This is a genomic window from Vibrio sp. ED004 (assembly GCF_023206395.1).
Classification (GTDB): domain Bacteria; phylum Pseudomonadota; class Gammaproteobacteria; order Enterobacterales; family Vibrionaceae; genus Vibrio.
In genome coordinates this window covers 1,368,952-1,383,249 of sequence record NZ_CP066149.1, presented here as the reverse complement: position 1 = coordinate 1,383,249, position 14,298 = coordinate 1,368,952, and the positions used below count along the sequence as shown (strand labels likewise).

Below are 14,298 nucleotides of genomic sequence, written 5' to 3'. Positions count from 1 at the left end.
ATCATAACTAGGAAGGAACACGATTGTGTCTAAAGAAAAATTTGAACGTACGAAACCGCACGTAAACGTTGGTACTATCGGCCACGTTGACCACGGTAAAACAACTCTAACTGCTGCTATCTGTACTACTCTTGCAAAAGTATACGGCGGTGTTGCTAAAGATTTCGCATCTATCGATAACGCTCCAGAAGAGCGTGAGCGCGGTATCACAATCGCAACTTCTCACGTTGAGTACGACACTCCAGCACGTCACTACGCACACGTAGACTGTCCAGGACACGCGGATTATGTTAAAAACATGATCACTGGTGCTGCACAAATGGACGGCGGTATCCTAGTTGTTGCTGCGACTGACGGCCCTATGCCTCAAACTCGTGAGCACATCCTACTTGGTCGTCAAGTTGGTATCCCTTACATCATCGTATTCATGAACAAATGTGACATGGTTGATGACGAAGAGCTACTTGAGCTAGTAGAAATGGAAGTTCGTGAACTTCTTTCTGAGTACGACTTCCCAGGTGATGACCTACCAGTTATCCAAGGTTCTGCACTTGGCGCACTAAACGGCGAGAAGCAGTGGGAAGACAAGATCGTTGAGCTTGCAGAAGCACTAGATTCTTACATCCCTGAGCCAGAGCGTGCAGTAGACCAACCGTTCCTACTACCAATTGAAGACGTATTCTCAATTCAAGGTCGTGGTACAGTTGTAACTGGTCGTATCGAGCGCGGTATCCTACGTGTAGGTGACGAAGTAGAAATCGTTGGTATCAAAGAGACTACTCTTACTACTTGTACTGGTGTTGAAATGTTCCGTAAACTGCTTGACGAAGGTCGTGCAGGTGAGAACGTTGGTGCACTTCTACGTGGTACTAAGCGTGATGACGTTGAACGTGGTCAAGTACTTTCTGCGAAAGGTTCTATCAACCCACACACTAAGTTTGAGTCTGAAGTATACGTACTTTCTAAAGACGAAGGCGGCCGTCACACTCCTTTCTTCAAAGGTTACCGTCCACAGTTCTACTTCCGTACAACTGACGTAACAGGCGACATCACTCTACCAGAAGGCGTAGAAATGGTAATGCCAGGTGACAACGTTCAAATGACTGTTGAGCTAATCGCTCCAATCGCAATGGACGAAGGTCTACGTTTCGCAATCCGCGAAGGTGGCCGTACAGTTGGTGCTGGTGTTGTAGCTAAAATCTTCGCTTAATAGCATATAGATTTTTGCACTCTCTTCATTAGAAGAGCACGCATCTGAAAAAGGGGAGCTTCGGCTTCCCTTTTTATTTTGGTTATAAGGGAAATTCATCACACTTAATAACCGCAAACTATATTCCATTTTAAATACAGTTATTTACTGACCCGCCTTAATAACCCCCCTTCTGTAATACAACCTTCAAAGCCATTTTTACCAATTACTCGCAAAACACTATAACCAATCGATATAACCAAACCTTAAATATGACTGGTAATAAGAATGATTCCTTTTTATATTTAACCCCAAGTTAAAGGTTTAGGTTTTAGTATGTACATTTGTTTATGCCATGGGGTTTCGGATAAAAAAATCCGCAAGCTCGTAATAGAAGAGGGCATTACTGACATCAAAGGAATTAAAAAGTGTACAGCACTTGGCAGTCAATGCGGTAAGTGTGTACGTTCAGCAAAAGAAGTCATTAACGACACTGCGAAAGACCTGTTCAAACAGGCAAGCTAGTTTTGCCCCAAGGGCATTAGCTTTTTGACACTTCTCGATTTGGTTCTACAGTTAGAAGAGCCAAAGAGGAGGGCTATGTCATGAAAGGCGATCCAATCATCATTCAACATCTCAATAAAATTCTTGGTAATGAACTCGTCGCAATAAACCAATACTTCTTGCATGCTCGCATGTACAAAGATTGGGGCTTAAAGCATCTTGCTGATAAGGAATACCATGAATCTATCGACGAAATGAAACATGCTGACCATCTAATAGAACGCATACTATTTTTAGAAGGCCTCCCAAACCTTCAAGATCTCGGTAAGCTCAAAATTGGTGAAGATACTGAAGAGATGCTTCAGTGTGATTTATCTCTTGAGATGGAAGCGATACCTGATTTGAAAAATGCCATCGCGTACGCAGAAGATATTCACGACTATGTGTCGCGAGATCTGTTTCAAGACATCCTAGAAGACGAAGAAGATCATGTCGATTGGTTAGAAACCCAGCTCGGTTTAATCAAAATGACCGGGATCCAAAATTATCTACAAGCTCAATATGTGGATGAAGACGAAGGCTAAAACTTTGCAATTAAAAGAGGTACAGCTGAGGCTTAAACTGAGCTGTTACCTTGCTTACAATTTTCAACGGTAGGGCACTACCGCGCAATTAAAACTCCTCACTTATCTCCTTAAATCGATTCTGCGATTATTTTTCAAACACAGCTTGCAAGTTAAAGTGTGATCTGTATAATGCATCGAACTGGCTAACGCTGGTTGTGAACCAATGAGCACTGAGGAGTAGGTCTTACCTAGTAATGTATACTCAGCTTATGTTCGCGGTTAATAAAAATAGTGAACTTCTTGTTTGCTTCAAAAGTTAACTGACAATGCGTCCTAATTTTGGATGCTACGGTTTCACATAAATCAATCGGCATTCTCTCGTTTTATCGGGTTTGAGTGGCGATATTGTTTGTGTAATTTTTAATAATTGGAGCTCTGTCTCATGCAGAACCAACGTATTCGTATCCGCCTTAAAGCGTTTGATTACAAGCTAATCGATGCTTCAACTGCGGAAATCGTTGAAACAGCAAAACGTACTGGCGCACAGGTTCGTGGTCCTATTCCACTACCTACTCGTAAAGAGCGTTTCACTGTTCTTACCTCTCCACACGTCAACAAAGATGCACGTGACCAGTACGAAATTCGTACTCACAAGCGTTTGATCGACATCGTTGAGCCAACAGATAAAACTGTTGATGCTCTAATGCGTCTTGATCTTGCAGCTGGCGTTGATGTTCAAATCAGCCTAGGTTAAGGGAGATAAGAATAATGATTGGTCTAGTCGGACGTAAAGTGGGTATGACCCGCGTATTTACTGAAGAAGGCGTTTCTATCCCAGTAACTGTTGTTGAGGTTGAAGCGAACCGTATTTCTCAAGTTAAAACTCTTGAGACAGACGGCTACGCAGCAATCCAAGTAACTACTGGTGCTAAGAAAGCTAACCGTGTAACTAAACCTGAAGCTGGTCACTTCGCGAAAGCGGGTGTAGAAGCAGGTCGCGGTCTTTGGGAATTCCGTTTAGAAAACGGCGAAGAGTTTGAAGTTGGCGCTGAGCTAAACGTAGAACTTTTCAACGAAATTAAAAAAGTAGACGTTACTGGTACATCTAAAGGTAAAGGCTTCCAAGGCGCTATCAAGCGTTGGAACTTCTCTACTCAAGATATGACTCACGGTAACTCTTTGTCTCACCGCGCACCGGGTTCAATTGGCCAATGTCAAACTCCAGGCCGCGTGTTTAAAGGCAAGAAAATGGCAGGTCACATGGGTGCTGAGCGTGTAACGACTCAAAACCTAGAGATCGTACGTGTTGACGCTGAGCGCAATCTACTCCTTATTAAAGGTGCAGTACCGGGCTCAACAGGCGGAAACGTGATCGTAAAACCTGCTGTTAAAGCATAACGTCTAGGAGTAAGTAATGGAATTGATGGTTAAAGGTGCTGATGCACTAACTGTTTCCGAGACTACTTTCGGACGTGACTTCAACGAAGCTCTTGTACACCAAGTAGTTGTTGCATATGCAGCAGGTGCTCGTCAAGGTACTCGTGCTCAAAAGACTCGTTCTGAAGTATCTGGCGGTGGCGCTAAGCCATGGCGTCAAAAAGGTACTGGCCGCGCACGTGCTGGTACAATTCGTAGCCCAATCTGGCGTACAGGTGGTGTTACTTTTGCTGCGAAACCACAAGATCACAGCCAAAAAGTAAACAAAAAAATGTACCGCGGTGCTATGAAGAGCATTCTTTCTGAGCTAGTTCGTCAAGAGCGTTTAATCGTTGTTGATAACTTCTCTGTAGAAGCACCAAAAACAAAAGAACTTGTAGCTAAGCTTAAAGAGCTTGAGCTAAGCGACGTTCTGATTGTGACTGGCGAAGTAGATGAAAATCTATTCTTAGCTGCTCGTAACCTATACAAAGTAGACGCACGTGATGTTGCTGGTGTTGATCCAGTATCACTAATCGCTTTCGACAAGGTTCTAATGACTGCTGACGCAGTTAAGCAAGTTGAGGAGATGCTAGCATGATCACTGAAGAGCGTATCTTAAAAGTTCTACGTGCTCCGCACATCTCTGAAAAAGCAACTATGGCAGCTGAGAAAGCGAACACTATCGTTTTCAAAGTAGCTAAAGATGCAACTAAGAAAGAGATCAAAGCAGCTGTAGAAAAGCTATTTGAAGTTGAAGTTAAGTCTGTAAATACTCTTGTATTAAAGGGTAAGACCAAACGTCAAGGTATGCGTGAAGGCCGTCGTTCAGACGTTAAGAAAGCCTACGTTACTTTGAAAGAAGGTCAAGATCTTGACTTCGTTGGCGGCGCGGAATAACAGGAGTAGTAAAAATGGCTATTGTTAAATGTAAGCCGACTTCCCCTGGTCGTCGTCACGTCGTTAAAGTTGTTAACGCTGACCTGCACAAGGGTAAGCCATACGCACCACTTCTAGAGAAAAACTCTAAGAACGGTGGTCGTAACAACAACGGTCGTATTACAGTACGTCACATCGGTGGTGGTCACAAGCACCATTACCGTCTGATTGACTTCAAACGTACTAAAGATGGCATCCCAGCGAAAGTTGAGCGTCTAGAATACGATCCAAACCGTAGTGCTAACATCGCTCTAGTTCTGTACGCAGACGGTGAGCGTCGTTACATCATTGCACCTAAAGGTGTTAACGCAGGTGACCAGATTCAATCTGGTGTAGATGCGCCAATCAAAGCAGGTAACACTCTGCCGATGCGCAACATCCCAGTAGGTTCTACTGTACACTGTGTTGAACTTAAGCCTGGTAAAGGTGCTCAACTAGCTCGTTCGGCTGGTGCTTATGCTCAAATCATCGCTCGCGATGGTGCATACGTAACTATCCGTCTACGTTCTGGTGAGATGCGCAAAGTACTTTCTGAAGGTCGTGCAACGATCGGTGAAGTTGGTAACTCTGAGCATATGCTACGTGAACTTGGTAAAGCTGGTGCTTCACGCTGGCGCGGCGTACGTCCAACCGTACGTGGTGTAGTAATGAACCCGGTGGATCACCCACATGGTGGTGGTGAAGGCCGCACATCTGGTGGTCGTCACCCAGTTTCTCCTTGGGGCGTTCCTACTAAGGGCTTCAAGACTCGTAAGAACAAGCGCACTGACAAGTACATCGTACGTCGTCGCACTAAATAATTTATAAAGAGGAATCGCCATGCCACGTTCTCTCAAGAAAGGTCCTTTTATTGACCTACACTTGCTGAAGAAGGTAGAGAAAGCGGTGGAAAGCGGAGACAAAAAGCCTATTAAGACTTGGTCCCGTCGCTCAATGATCATCCCAACAATGATTGGTTTGACCATCGCTGTCCATAATGGTCGTCAGCACGTTCCAGTTTTCGTTACCGAAGAAATGATCGGTCACAAACTGGGCGAATTTGCACCAACTCGTACTTATCGCGGTCATGCTGCAGATAAGAAAGCTAAGAAGAAATAAGGAGTAGATGATGGAAGCTTTAGCTAAACATAACTTTGCTCGTATTTCTCCACAGAAAGCTCGCTTAGTTGCAGACCAAATTCGCGGTAAGTCGGTAGACCAAGCTCTAGAAATTCTAACTTTCAGCAACAAAAAAGCTGCTGTATTGGTTAAGAAGGTTCTTGAGTCAGCTATCGCTAACGCGGAACATAACGAAGGTGCAGATATCGACGATCTAAATGTCGCTAAAATCTTCGTAGATGAGGGCCCTATCATGAAGCGTATTATGCCTCGTGCTAAAGGTCGTGCGGATCGTATCTTGAAGCGTTCAAGCCACATCACTATTGTTGTAGCAGATCGCTAAAGACTAGGAGAGTAAGCAATGGGTCAGAAAGTACATCCTAATGGTATTCGTCTTGGCATCGTTAAGCCTTGGAATGCTACATGGTTTGCTAATACCAACGAATTCGCTGACAACCTAGACGGCGACTTCAAGGTACGTCAGTTCCTTACCAAGGAACTACAAAAAGCATCATTATCTCGTATCGTTATCGAGCGTCCAGCTAAGAGCATCCGTGTGACTATTCACACTGCTCGTCCTGGCGTTGTTATCGGTAAGAAAGGTGAAGACGTAGAGAAGCTACGCGCAGCTGTAGCTAAAATCGCAGGTGTACCAGCGCAAATTAACATCGCTGAAGTACGTAAGCCTGAGCTAGATGGTCAGCTTGTAGCTGATAGCATCGCGTCTCAACTAGAGCGTCGTGTTATGTTCCGTCGTGCAATGAAGCGTGCGGTACAAAATGCTATGCGTCTAGGCGCTAAAGGCATCAAAGTACAAGTAGGCGGCCGTCTTGGCGGTGCTGAAATCGCACGTTCTGAGTGGTACCGTGAAGGCCGTGTGCCTCTACACACTCTACGTGCAGACATTGATTACGCAACTTCTTCGGCTCACACTCAATACGGTGTGATCGGCATTAAAGTTTGGATCTTCAAAGGTGAGATTCTAGGCGGTATGCCAGCTGCTAACGCAGTAGAGCCTAAAGGCGATAAGCCTAAGAAGCAGCGTAAAGGCCGTAAGTAAGGAGTCGAACGATGCTACAACCAAAACGTACTAAGTTCCGCAAGGTTATGACTGGTCGTAACCGTGGTCTAGCTAAAGGTACTGAAGTAAGCTTCGGCGAATTCGGTCTTAAAGCTGTTGGCCGTGGTCGTCTGACTGCACGTCAAATCGAAGCGGCACGTCGTGCTATGACACGTCACATTAAGCGTCAAGGTCAAATCTGGATTCGTGTATTCCCAGACAAGCCAATTACTGAAAAGCCTCTTGAAGTTCGTCAAGGTAAAGGTAAAGGTTCAGTTGCGTACTGGGTTGCTCAAATCCAACCAGGCAAAGTTATGTACGAGATGAATGGCGTACCTGAAGAGTTGGCACGTGAAGCGTTCCGCCTAGCGGCACGTAAACTGCCTGTTAAAACTACTTTTGTAACTAAGCAGGTGATGTGATGAAAGCACAAGATCTACGCGAAAAGAACGTTGAAGAGCTTAACGCTGAGCTATTGAATTTGCTACGTGAACAGTTCAACTTGCGCATGCAAGCTGCAACTGGTCAGCTTCAGCAAACTCATACTCTAAAAGCTGTACGCCGTGACATCGCACGTGTGAAAACTGTTTTGACTGAAAAGGCAGGCGCATAATGAGCGAAACTAACCGCATCCAGCAAGGCCGTGTAGTAAGCGACAAGATGGACAAGTCTATCGTTGTTGCTATTGAACGCACTGTAAAACACCCAATTTACGGTAAGTTCATCAAACGCACGACTAAAGTACACGCACACGACGAAGACAACACTTGTGGCCTAGGCGACAAAGTTGAAATCGCTGAGTGTCGTCCTCTGTCTAAGACTAAGTCTTGGACATTGGTTAAAGTTCTAGAAAAAGCGAAGATTTAATCTTTGTAATTCTATAACTTATAAGCGGCTCCAAATTATTTTTTGGAGCCGCTTGTTTTTTGTCTACCCAATTTAAAAAAAGGGTGGTACAATTCGCGTCCCTTTTAAAGAGGCAGCCCGACCCGAGAGGGTCTAGTTTTAATATTTAGCGGAGCACTAACAATGATCCAGATGCAAAGTACACTTGACGCAGCAGATAACTCTGGCGCGCGCAAGGTAATGTGTATTAAGGTTCTGGGTGGCTCTCACCGCCGTTATGCACATATCGGTGACGTCATCAAGGTTACAGTGAAGGAAGCGATTCCTCGCGGTAAAGTAAAGAAAGGTGATGTTCTGAAGGCGGTAGTAGTGCGCACCCGTAAAGGCGTTCGTCGCCCAGACGGTTCTGTCATTCGCTTCGACAGTAATGCTTGTGTATTGTTAAACGACACTACTGAGCAACCAGTCGGCACACGTATCTTTGGTCCTGTGACTCGTGAACTTCGTAACGCGAAATTCATGAAGATTGTATCACTAGCACCTGAAGTTCTGTAAGGAGCGGCAACATGGCAGCTAAAATCCGTCGTAATGACGAAGTAATCATTCTTGCTGGTAAAGATAAAGGCAAGAAAGGTAAAGTAACTAAGGTTCTGACAACTGGTAAAGTTATCGTTGAAGGCATCAACCTTGTTAAGAAACACCAAAAGCCGGTTCCGGCTCTAGGTCAACAAGGTGGCATCGTTGAACAAGAAGCAGCTATTGACGCTTCTAACGTTGCAGTTTTTAACGCGGCTACTGGTAAAGCAGACCGTATCGGTTTCCGTATCGAAGATGGCAAGAAAGTTCGTTTCTTCAAATCTAACGGCGAAACTGTTTCTAACTAATTAGAAGTAATTTGGAGTTCTACTATGGCGAAACTGCATGATTACTACAAGTCGTCTGTAGTCGCTGAGCTTACCAAAGAGTTCAGCTACACAAGCGTCATGCAAGTCCCTAGGATTGAGAAAATCACCCTAAACATGGGCGTTGGTGAAGCAATCAACGATAAGAAACTGCTAGAAAACGCAGCAGCTGATATGGCAACGATCTCTGGTCAAAAGCCACTTATCACTAAAGCGCGTAAATCTGTAGCTGGTTTCAAAATTCGTGAAGGCTACCCAATTGGTTGTAAAGTAACCTTGCGTGGTGAGCGCATGTGGGAATTTTTAGAGCGTTTAATCTCTATCGCACTTCCACGTGTACGTGATTTCCGTGGTGTTAGCGCTAAGTCTTTTGACGGTCGCGGTAACTACAGCATGGGCGTTCGCGAGCAAATCATCTTTCCGGAAATCGACTACGATAAAGTCGATCGTGTCCGCGGTCTTGATATCACTATCACGACTTCTGCGGGTTCCGATGAGGAAGGCCGAGCTCTGCTGGCTGCCTTTAACTTCCCATTCCGTAAGTAAGGGTAGGGTTACTGTTATGGCTAAACAATCAATGAAAGCACGTGAAGCTAAACGTGCAAAACTAGTAGCTAAGTTCGCTGAAAAGCGTTCTGCGCTAAAAGTTATCATTAGCGATGTAAACGCATCTGAAGAAGATCGTTGGAATGCGGTTCTTAAACTGCAATCTCTTCCACGTGATTCAAGTGCATCACGTCAGCGCAACCGTTGCAACCAAACTGGTCGTCCACACGGTTACCTACGTAAATTCGGTCTAAGCCGCATTAAGGTTCGTGAAGCTTGCATGAAAGGCGAGATTCCGGGTCTTCGTAAGGCTAGCTGGTAATTGCCACTTAATCATTTGGAGTAAATCTTATGAGCATGCAAGATCCGATTTCGGATATGCTGACCCGCGTTCGTAACGGTCAGGCAGCAAACAAAGTTGCTGTAAAAATGCCTTCTTCAAAGCTTAAAGTTGCAATTGCTGCATTACTTAAAGCTGAAGGTTACATCGTAGACTTCGCTGTAAACAGCGAAGCAAAACCTGAGCTAGAAGTTACTCTTAAGTACTTCCAAGCTAAACCTGTAATCGAGCAAATCAAGCGCGTATCACGTCCTGGTCTAAGAGTTTATAAAAATAAAGACTCTTTACCTACAGTGATGGGTGGTCTTGGTATTGCAGTTGTTTCTACTTCCAAGGGTCTGATGTCTGACCGTGCTGCTCGTAAAGCAGGTCTTGGCGGTGAAATCATCTGTTACGTAGCTTAATAAGGAGTAGATTATGTCTCGTGTTGCTAAAGCACCTGTCGCTATTCCAGCTGGCGTAGAGGTGAAACTAAACGGCCAAGAAGTTACTGTAAAAGGTAGCAAAGGTGAGCTTACTCGCGTTCTTAACAGCGCCGTAGTTATTGCACAGGAAGAAACCAAGCTAACTTTCGGTCCGAAAGAAGGCGTTACTAACGCATGGGCACAAGCTGGTACAGCTCGCGCTCTAGTTAATAACATGGTTGTGGGTGTTACTGAGGGCTTCACTAAGAAGCTAACTCTTAAGGGTGTTGGTTACCGTGCTGCTATGAAAGGCAACTCTGTAGCTCTAACTCTTGGTTTTTCTCACCCAGTAGAGCACGCTCTACCTGAAGGTATTAAAGCTGAGTGCCCTAGCCAAACTGAGATCATCATTACTGGTTGCGATAAGCAAGTAGTAGGTCAAGTTGCGGCTGACATTCGTTCTTACCGTGCTCCTGAGCCTTACAAAGGTAAAGGTGTTCGTTACGCAGATGAAAATGTGCGTACTAAAGAAGCTAAGAAGAAGTAAGGTATCACTATGGATAAGAAAGCATCTCGCATCCGTCGTGCTACACGTGCACGTCGTAAGATTGCAGAACTTGGTGCAACTCGCCTGGTAGTACACCGTACTCCTCGCCATGTTTACGCACAAGTTATCGCGGCAAACGGCTCTGAGGTTATCGCAGCTGCTTCTACTGTAGAAAAAGCGATCCGTGAGCAAGTTAAGAACACTGGTAACGTTGATGCAGCTAAAGCAGTTGGTAAAGCTGTTGCTGAGCGCGCTCTTGAAAAAGGCGTAGCTTCAGTTGCATTTGATCGTTCTGGTTTCCAATACCACGGTCGAGTAGCGGCGCTAGCAGAATCTGCTCGCGAAGCTGGTCTGAAATTCTAAGGTAGGGTTGGAAGATGGCTAAAGAACAACAACAAGCTAATGATTTGCAAGAAAAGCTGATCGCTGTTAACCGTGTGTCTAAGACGGTTAAAGGTGGTCGAATCATGAGCTTTACTGCACTAACAGTAGTTGGTGACGGTAACGGTCGCGTAGGTTTCGGTTACGGCAAAGCTCGTGAAGTACCTGCTGCGATTCAAAAAGCAATGGAAAAAGCGCGCCGTAACATGGTTACAGTATCGCTAAACGAAGGCACTCTTCACCACCCGGTGAAAGGTCGTCATTCGGGCTCTAAAGTTTACATGCAGCCAGCTGCAGAAGGTACAGGTGTTATTGCCGGTGGTGCAATGCGTGCTGTACTTGAAGTTGCGGGCGTACATAACGTACTTTCTAAAGCATACGGTTCAACGAACCCGATCAACATCGTTCGTGCAACGATTGGTGCTCTAGTAGACGTTAAGTCACCAGAAATGGTTGCTGCTAAACGTGGTCTAACTGTTGAATCTATTTCGGAGTAAGCACACGATGGCAACTATTAAAGTAACTCAAACTAAAAGCTCAATTGGTCGCCTACCTAAGCACAAAGCGTGTCTTAAAGGTCTAGGTCTTCGTCGCATCAACCATACAGTAGAACTTGAAGATACTCCGTGCGTACGCGGTATGATCAACAAGGTTTACTACATGGTTAAGATTGAGGAGTAATCAGAATGCGTTTGAATACTCTATCACCGGCTGCTGGCTCTAAACCTTCTAAGAAGCGTGTAGGTCGTGGTATCGGTTCTGGCCTTGGTAAAACAGGTGGCCGCGGTCACAAAGGTCAAAAGTCACGTTCTGGCGGCTCTGTTCGTCCAGGTTTTGAAGGCGGTCAAATGCCTCTAAAACAACGTCTACCTAAATTCGGTTTCACTTCTCGTAAGAGCCTAGTGTCTGCTGAAGTTCGTCTAGCTGAGCTAGCGAAAGTAACAGGTGACGTAGTTGATCTTAACAGCCTTAAAGCTGCTAACGTTATCACTAAGAACATCGAATTCGTTAAGATTGTTCTTTCTGGTGACCTAAGCAAAGCTGTGACTGTTAAAGGTCTACGCGTGACTAAAGGCGCTAAAGCTGCAATCGAAGCTGCAGGCGGTAAAATCGAGGAATAATCTCGAGGAACGAGGTACAGATGGCTAAGAAACCAGGACAAGATTTTCGTAGTGCTCAGAGCGGCTTAAGTGAACTAAAGTCGCGCTTATTATTCGTAATTGGTGCACTTTTAGTATTCCGAGCCGGCTCTTTTGTGCCGATCCCTGGTATTGACGCAGCTGTACTTGCCGATTTGTTCGATCAGCAAAAAGGTACCATCGTTGAAATGTTTAACATGTTCTCCGGTGGTGCTCTTGAGCGTGCATCTATATTAGCATTGGGTATCATGCCGTACATTTCGGCATCGATCGTAGTCCAATTGTTAACTGTAGTTCATCCAGCGTTAGCGGAACTCAAGAAAGAGGGTGAAGCAGGCCGTCGTAAGATAAGCCAATATACACGCTACGGCACGCTTGTACTTGCAACATTCCAAGCTATTGGTATCGCAACAGGCTTACCAAACATGGTCGACAATCTGGTTGTTATCAACCAAACCATGTTTACGCTTATTGCTACCGTGAGTTTAGTAACTGGTACCATGTTCTTAATGTGGTTAGGTGAACAAATCACCGAGCGAGGAATCGGTAATGGTATTTCCATTCTGATTTTTGCAGGTATTGTTGCTGGATTGCCTTCTGCAATCGGTCAAACAATCGAGCAAGCGCGTCAAGGTGAATTGCATGTGCTTCTTCTGCTGTTGATTGCTGTATTGTCTTTTGCTGTTATCTACTTCGTAGTTTTCATGGAACGTGGTCAACGTCGTATCGTCGTTAACTATGCGAAACGTCAACAAGGTCGTAAGGTTTTTGCAGCACAAAGCTCTCACTTGCCTCTTAAGATTAATATGGCAGGTGTTATTCCAGCGATTTTCGCATCAAGTATTATTTTGTTCCCAGGAACATTAGCACAGTGGTTTGGTCAAAATGGTGAAAGCAGCGCGTTCGGTTGGTTAACTGACGTGTCATTAGCTCTTAGCCCAGGTCAGCCTCTGTATGTAATGCTTTATGCAGCAGCTATAATCTTCTTCTGTTTCTTCTATACAGCGTTGGTGTTTAACCCACGTGAAACAGCTGATAACTTGAAGAAGTCTGGTGCATTCGTACCCGGTATCCGCCCAGGTGAGCAGACAGCGAAATATATCGATAAAGTGATGACTAGACTAACCCTTGCGGGTGCTCTATACATTACTTTTATATGTCTGATTCCTGAGTTCATGATGGTCGCGTGGAACGTTCGTTTCTACTTCGGCGGCACATCACTACTAATCGTAGTGGTAGTTATCATGGATTTCATGGCACAGGTACAGACTCATCTGATGTCACAACAGTATGATTCTGTGTTAAAGAAAGCGAATCTGAAGGGTTACGGCCGTTAATTCGGTGGTAACAATTTCGATTCCATTTACGGAGTTTAGCAATGAAAGTTCGTGCTTCCGTTAAAAAAATCTGCCGTAACTGTAAAGTTATCAAGCGTAACGGTGTCGTTCGCGTGATTTGCAGTGAGCCAAAGCATAAGCAACGCCAAGGCTAATTAGCAGAAATTTTTACTTGAAATACAAGGTAGAGTCGAGTATATTTCTCGGCCTACCTTTTGCGTGCAAAAGAAGTAGTATGCCGCAGCGTATCCATAACGGGCTTTGCTGCGGATAATTCTTTTATGAACCCCTTAGGAGTGAATAATGGCCCGTATAGCCGGCATTAACATTCCTGATCATAAGCATTCTGTAATTGCACTTACTGCAATCTACGGTATCGGTAAAACTCGCTCTCAAGCTATTCTAGCTGAAGTGGGTATTGCTGAAGATGCTAAGATCAGTGAACTAACTGAAGAGCAGATCGATCAACTGCGTGATGGTGTAGCTAAGTACACTGTAGAAGGTGATCTACGTCGTGAAGTATCGATGAACATCAAGCGTCTTATGGACCTTGGCTGTTACCGCGGTCTTCGTCATCGTCGCAGTCTACCACTACGTGGACAGCGTACTAAAACCAACGCTCGCACCCGTAAGGGTCCGCGCAAGCCGATCAAGAAATAGTCGGATAAGGTAGAGTACAATGGCAAAACAACCAACTCGCGCGCGTAAGCGCGTACGCAAGCAAGTAGCTGATGGCGTAGCGCACATTCATGCTTCTTTCAACAACACAATCGTAACTATCACTGACCGTCAAGGCAACGCTCTTGCATGGGCTACAGCAGGTGGTTCAGGTTTCCGTGGTTCTCGTAAATCTACTCCGTTCGCAGCACAAGTTGCAGCTGAGCGTTGTGGTGAAATGGCTAAAGAATATGGCCTAAAGAACTTGGAAGTTATGGTTAAGGGTCCAGGTCCAGGTCGTGAATCTACTGTTCGCGCACTGAACGCTGCTGGTTTCCGTATCACTAACATTGTTGATGCGACACCAATCCCTCATAACGGTTGTCGTCCACCTAAGAAACGTCGCGTTTAAGTTTCGTTTCTAGGA

The 14,298-nt window shown here is 45.0% G+C and carries 28 protein-coding genes; all 28 read left to right on the top strand.

Annotated features, from left to right (window positions below):
* The first annotated feature begins 25 nt into the window (after positions 1 to 25).
* The 28 genes from tuf to rpsK all read left to right on the top strand — a co-directional run bounded on the left by tuf (position 26) and on the right by rpsK (position 14,283).
* Positions 26 to 1,210, top strand: coding sequence for an elongation factor Tu (tuf, locus tag ITG10_RS06205; RefSeq protein WP_010435158.1), 1,185 nt, complete (start codon positions 26 to 28; stop codon positions 1,208 to 1,210).
* Between the two features lie 315 nt (positions 1,211 to 1,525).
* Positions 1,526 to 1,714, top strand: a complete 189-nt coding sequence (locus ITG10_RS06200; protein WP_017629804.1) for a bacterioferritin-associated ferredoxin — start codon at positions 1,526 to 1,528, stop codon at positions 1,712 to 1,714.
* 80 nt (positions 1,715 to 1,794) lie between these two features.
* On the top strand, positions 1,795 to 2,277 hold the full coding sequence (bfr, locus tag ITG10_RS06195) for a bacterioferritin (RefSeq protein ID WP_017629803.1): 483 nt from the start codon (positions 1,795 to 1,797) through the stop codon (positions 2,275 to 2,277).
* A gap of 424 nt (positions 2,278 to 2,701) precedes the next feature.
* Positions 2,702 to 3,013 (top strand): 30S ribosomal protein S10, encoded by a 312-nt coding sequence (gene rpsJ, locus ITG10_RS06190; protein ID WP_004736761.1) that lies wholly within the window; start codon positions 2,702 to 2,704, stop codon positions 3,011 to 3,013.
* A gap of 14 nt (positions 3,014 to 3,027) precedes the next feature.
* Positions 3,028 to 3,657 (top strand): 50S ribosomal protein L3, encoded by a 630-nt coding sequence (rplC, locus tag ITG10_RS06185; RefSeq protein ID WP_004736763.1) that lies wholly within the window; start codon positions 3,028 to 3,030, stop codon positions 3,655 to 3,657.
* Positions 3,658 to 3,673: 16 nt separating this feature from the next.
* Positions 3,674 to 4,276 carry a 50S ribosomal protein L4 gene (gene rplD, locus ITG10_RS06180; RefSeq protein ID WP_004738803.1) on the top strand — a complete coding sequence of 201 codons (603 nt, stop codon included), beginning with the start codon at positions 3,674 to 3,676 and terminating at the stop codon, positions 4,274 to 4,276.
* Positions 4,273 to 4,575 carry a 50S ribosomal protein L23 gene (rplW, locus tag ITG10_RS06175; RefSeq protein WP_004736765.1) on the top strand — a complete coding sequence of 101 codons (303 nt, stop codon included), beginning with the start codon at positions 4,273 to 4,275 and terminating at the stop codon, positions 4,573 to 4,575. Before rplD ends, rplW begins: the two co-directional genes overlap by 4 nt.
* A gap of 14 nt (positions 4,576 to 4,589) precedes the next feature.
* The gene (rplB, locus tag ITG10_RS06170) at positions 4,590 to 5,414 is read left to right on the top strand and encodes a 50S ribosomal protein L2 (RefSeq protein ID WP_017629802.1); all 825 of its coding nucleotides are present in this window, start codon (positions 4,590 to 4,592) and stop codon (positions 5,412 to 5,414) included.
* A gap of 19 nt (positions 5,415 to 5,433) precedes the next feature.
* A complete protein-coding gene (rpsS, locus tag ITG10_RS06165) occupies positions 5,434 to 5,712 on the top strand; it encodes a 30S ribosomal protein S19 (protein WP_004736729.1) in 279 nt (92 codons plus the stop codon).
* A gap of 10 nt (positions 5,713 to 5,722) precedes the next feature.
* Positions 5,723 to 6,055: a 50S ribosomal protein L22 gene (gene rplV, locus ITG10_RS06160; protein WP_004736732.1), complete on the top strand. Its 333-nt coding sequence runs from the start codon at positions 5,723 to 5,725 to the stop codon at positions 6,053 to 6,055.
* A gap of 18 nt (positions 6,056 to 6,073) precedes the next feature.
* Positions 6,074 to 6,772, top strand: a complete 699-nt coding sequence (rpsC, locus tag ITG10_RS06155; RefSeq protein WP_004736734.1) for a 30S ribosomal protein S3 — start codon at positions 6,074 to 6,076, stop codon at positions 6,770 to 6,772.
* An 11-nt stretch (positions 6,773 to 6,783) separates the two neighbouring features.
* Positions 6,784 to 7,194: a 50S ribosomal protein L16 gene (gene rplP, locus ITG10_RS06150; RefSeq protein WP_004736736.1), complete on the top strand. Its 411-nt coding sequence runs from the start codon at positions 6,784 to 6,786 to the stop codon at positions 7,192 to 7,194.
* Entirely contained in the window at positions 7,194 to 7,385 is a 192-nt protein-coding gene (rpmC, locus tag ITG10_RS06145; protein ID WP_004736737.1) for a 50S ribosomal protein L29, read from the top strand. Before rplP ends, rpmC begins: the two co-directional genes overlap by 1 nt.
* The gene (gene rpsQ / locus ITG10_RS06140; protein WP_004736739.1) at positions 7,385 to 7,639 is read left to right on the top strand and encodes a 30S ribosomal protein S17; all 255 of its coding nucleotides are present in this window, start codon (positions 7,385 to 7,387) and stop codon (positions 7,637 to 7,639) included. Before rpmC ends, rpsQ begins: the two co-directional genes overlap by 1 nt.
* 162 nt (positions 7,640 to 7,801) lie before the next feature.
* A complete protein-coding gene (rplN, locus tag ITG10_RS06135) occupies positions 7,802 to 8,173 on the top strand; it encodes a 50S ribosomal protein L14 (RefSeq protein WP_004736740.1) in 372 nt (123 codons plus the stop codon).
* Positions 8,174 to 8,184: 11 nt separating this feature from the next.
* On the top strand, positions 8,185 to 8,502 hold the full coding sequence (gene rplX / locus ITG10_RS06130) for a 50S ribosomal protein L24 (protein ID WP_004738792.1): 318 nt from the start codon (positions 8,185 to 8,187) through the stop codon (positions 8,500 to 8,502).
* Positions 8,503 to 8,526: 24 nt separating this feature from the next.
* Positions 8,527 to 9,066 (top strand): 50S ribosomal protein L5, encoded by a 540-nt coding sequence (gene rplE / locus ITG10_RS06125; protein ID WP_004738790.1) that lies wholly within the window; start codon positions 8,527 to 8,529, stop codon positions 9,064 to 9,066.
* 16 nt (positions 9,067 to 9,082) lie between these two features.
* Complete coding sequence (rpsN, locus tag ITG10_RS06120) at positions 9,083 to 9,388, top strand: 30S ribosomal protein S14 (protein ID WP_004738789.1); 306 nt, start codon at positions 9,083 to 9,085, stop codon at positions 9,386 to 9,388.
* A 29-nt stretch (positions 9,389 to 9,417) separates the two neighbouring features.
* The gene (gene rpsH / locus ITG10_RS06115) at positions 9,418 to 9,810 is read left to right on the top strand and encodes a 30S ribosomal protein S8 (protein WP_017061309.1); all 393 of its coding nucleotides are present in this window, start codon (positions 9,418 to 9,420) and stop codon (positions 9,808 to 9,810) included.
* A gap of 13 nt (positions 9,811 to 9,823) precedes the next feature.
* Entirely contained in the window at positions 9,824 to 10,357 is a 534-nt protein-coding gene (gene rplF / locus ITG10_RS06110; RefSeq protein ID WP_017629801.1) for a 50S ribosomal protein L6, read from the top strand.
* A 9-nt stretch (positions 10,358 to 10,366) separates the two neighbouring features.
* Positions 10,367 to 10,720 (top strand): 50S ribosomal protein L18, encoded by a 354-nt coding sequence (rplR, locus tag ITG10_RS06105; RefSeq protein WP_004738784.1) that lies wholly within the window; start codon positions 10,367 to 10,369, stop codon positions 10,718 to 10,720.
* Between the two features lie 14 nt (positions 10,721 to 10,734).
* A complete protein-coding gene (gene rpsE, locus ITG10_RS06100) occupies positions 10,735 to 11,235 on the top strand; it encodes a 30S ribosomal protein S5 (protein WP_017061307.1) in 501 nt (166 codons plus the stop codon).
* A 7-nt stretch (positions 11,236 to 11,242) separates the two neighbouring features.
* Positions 11,243 to 11,419, top strand: coding sequence for a 50S ribosomal protein L30 (gene rpmD / locus ITG10_RS06095; protein ID WP_004736756.1), 177 nt, complete (start codon positions 11,243 to 11,245; stop codon positions 11,417 to 11,419).
* 5 nt (positions 11,420 to 11,424) lie between these two features.
* Positions 11,425 to 11,859, top strand: coding sequence for a 50S ribosomal protein L15 (gene rplO / locus ITG10_RS06090; RefSeq protein ID WP_004736758.1), 435 nt, complete (start codon positions 11,425 to 11,427; stop codon positions 11,857 to 11,859).
* Between the two features lie 20 nt (positions 11,860 to 11,879).
* Complete coding sequence (gene secY / locus ITG10_RS06085; protein WP_004738781.1) at positions 11,880 to 13,214, top strand: preprotein translocase subunit SecY; 1,335 nt, start codon at positions 11,880 to 11,882, stop codon at positions 13,212 to 13,214.
* 41 nt (positions 13,215 to 13,255) lie between these two features.
* Positions 13,256 to 13,369, top strand: coding sequence for a 50S ribosomal protein L36 (rpmJ, locus tag ITG10_RS06080; RefSeq protein ID WP_000868186.1), 114 nt, complete (start codon positions 13,256 to 13,258; stop codon positions 13,367 to 13,369).
* A gap of 148 nt (positions 13,370 to 13,517) precedes the next feature.
* The gene (gene rpsM / locus ITG10_RS06075) at positions 13,518 to 13,874 is read left to right on the top strand and encodes a 30S ribosomal protein S13 (protein WP_004738779.1); all 357 of its coding nucleotides are present in this window, start codon (positions 13,518 to 13,520) and stop codon (positions 13,872 to 13,874) included.
* Positions 13,875 to 13,893: 19 nt separating this feature from the next.
* Complete coding sequence (rpsK, locus tag ITG10_RS06070) at positions 13,894 to 14,283, top strand: 30S ribosomal protein S11 (RefSeq protein WP_004738778.1); 390 nt, start codon at positions 13,894 to 13,896, stop codon at positions 14,281 to 14,283.
* Positions 14,284 to 14,298 lie beyond the last annotated feature (15 nt).

What these genes read in the sequence shown, in the direction of transcription:
- ITG10_RS06200 (WP_017629804.1), top strand. Translation starts at nt 1,526, where the DNA reads ATGTACATTTGTTTATGCCATGGGGTTTCGGATAAAAAAATCCGCAAG.
- bfr (WP_017629803.1), top strand. Translation starts at nt 1,795, where the DNA reads ATGAAAGGCGATCCAATCATCATTCAACATCTCAATAAAATTCTTGGT.
- rpsJ (WP_004736761.1), top strand. Translation starts at nt 2,702, where the DNA reads ATGCAGAACCAACGTATTCGTATCCGCCTTAAAGCGTTTGATTACAAG.
- rplC (WP_004736763.1), top strand. Translation starts at nt 3,028, where the DNA reads ATGATTGGTCTAGTCGGACGTAAAGTGGGTATGACCCGCGTATTTACT.
- rplD (WP_004738803.1), top strand. Translation starts at nt 3,674, where the DNA reads ATGGAATTGATGGTTAAAGGTGCTGATGCACTAACTGTTTCCGAGACT.
- rplW (WP_004736765.1), top strand. Translation starts at nt 4,273, where the DNA reads ATGATCACTGAAGAGCGTATCTTAAAAGTTCTACGTGCTCCGCACATC.
- rplB (WP_017629802.1), top strand. Translation starts at nt 4,590, where the DNA reads ATGGCTATTGTTAAATGTAAGCCGACTTCCCCTGGTCGTCGTCACGTC.
- rpsS (WP_004736729.1), top strand. Translation starts at nt 5,434, where the DNA reads ATGCCACGTTCTCTCAAGAAAGGTCCTTTTATTGACCTACACTTGCTG.
- rplV (WP_004736732.1), top strand. Translation starts at nt 5,723, where the DNA reads ATGGAAGCTTTAGCTAAACATAACTTTGCTCGTATTTCTCCACAGAAA.
- rpsC (WP_004736734.1), top strand. Translation starts at nt 6,074, where the DNA reads ATGGGTCAGAAAGTACATCCTAATGGTATTCGTCTTGGCATCGTTAAG.
- rplP (WP_004736736.1), top strand. Translation starts at nt 6,784, where the DNA reads ATGCTACAACCAAAACGTACTAAGTTCCGCAAGGTTATGACTGGTCGT.
- rpmC (WP_004736737.1), top strand. Translation starts at nt 7,194, where the DNA reads ATGAAAGCACAAGATCTACGCGAAAAGAACGTTGAAGAGCTTAACGCT.
- rpsQ (WP_004736739.1), top strand. Translation starts at nt 7,385, where the DNA reads ATGAGCGAAACTAACCGCATCCAGCAAGGCCGTGTAGTAAGCGACAAG.
- rplN (WP_004736740.1), top strand. Translation starts at nt 7,802, where the DNA reads ATGATCCAGATGCAAAGTACACTTGACGCAGCAGATAACTCTGGCGCG.
- rplX (WP_004738792.1), top strand. Translation starts at nt 8,185, where the DNA reads ATGGCAGCTAAAATCCGTCGTAATGACGAAGTAATCATTCTTGCTGGT.
- rplE (WP_004738790.1), top strand. Translation starts at nt 8,527, where the DNA reads ATGGCGAAACTGCATGATTACTACAAGTCGTCTGTAGTCGCTGAGCTT.
- rpsN (WP_004738789.1), top strand. Translation starts at nt 9,083, where the DNA reads ATGGCTAAACAATCAATGAAAGCACGTGAAGCTAAACGTGCAAAACTA.
- rpsH (WP_017061309.1), top strand. Translation starts at nt 9,418, where the DNA reads ATGAGCATGCAAGATCCGATTTCGGATATGCTGACCCGCGTTCGTAAC.
- rplF (WP_017629801.1), top strand. Translation starts at nt 9,824, where the DNA reads ATGTCTCGTGTTGCTAAAGCACCTGTCGCTATTCCAGCTGGCGTAGAG.
- rplR (WP_004738784.1), top strand. Translation starts at nt 10,367, where the DNA reads ATGGATAAGAAAGCATCTCGCATCCGTCGTGCTACACGTGCACGTCGT.
- rpsE (WP_017061307.1), top strand. Translation starts at nt 10,735, where the DNA reads ATGGCTAAAGAACAACAACAAGCTAATGATTTGCAAGAAAAGCTGATC.
- rpmD (WP_004736756.1), top strand. Translation starts at nt 11,243, where the DNA reads ATGGCAACTATTAAAGTAACTCAAACTAAAAGCTCAATTGGTCGCCTA.
- rplO (WP_004736758.1), top strand. Translation starts at nt 11,425, where the DNA reads ATGCGTTTGAATACTCTATCACCGGCTGCTGGCTCTAAACCTTCTAAG.
- secY (WP_004738781.1), top strand. Translation starts at nt 11,880, where the DNA reads ATGGCTAAGAAACCAGGACAAGATTTTCGTAGTGCTCAGAGCGGCTTA.
- rpmJ (WP_000868186.1), top strand. Translation starts at nt 13,256, where the DNA reads ATGAAAGTTCGTGCTTCCGTTAAAAAAATCTGCCGTAACTGTAAAGTT.
- rpsM (WP_004738779.1), top strand. Translation starts at nt 13,518, where the DNA reads ATGGCCCGTATAGCCGGCATTAACATTCCTGATCATAAGCATTCTGTA.
- rpsK (WP_004738778.1), top strand. Translation starts at nt 13,894, where the DNA reads ATGGCAAAACAACCAACTCGCGCGCGTAAGCGCGTACGCAAGCAAGTA.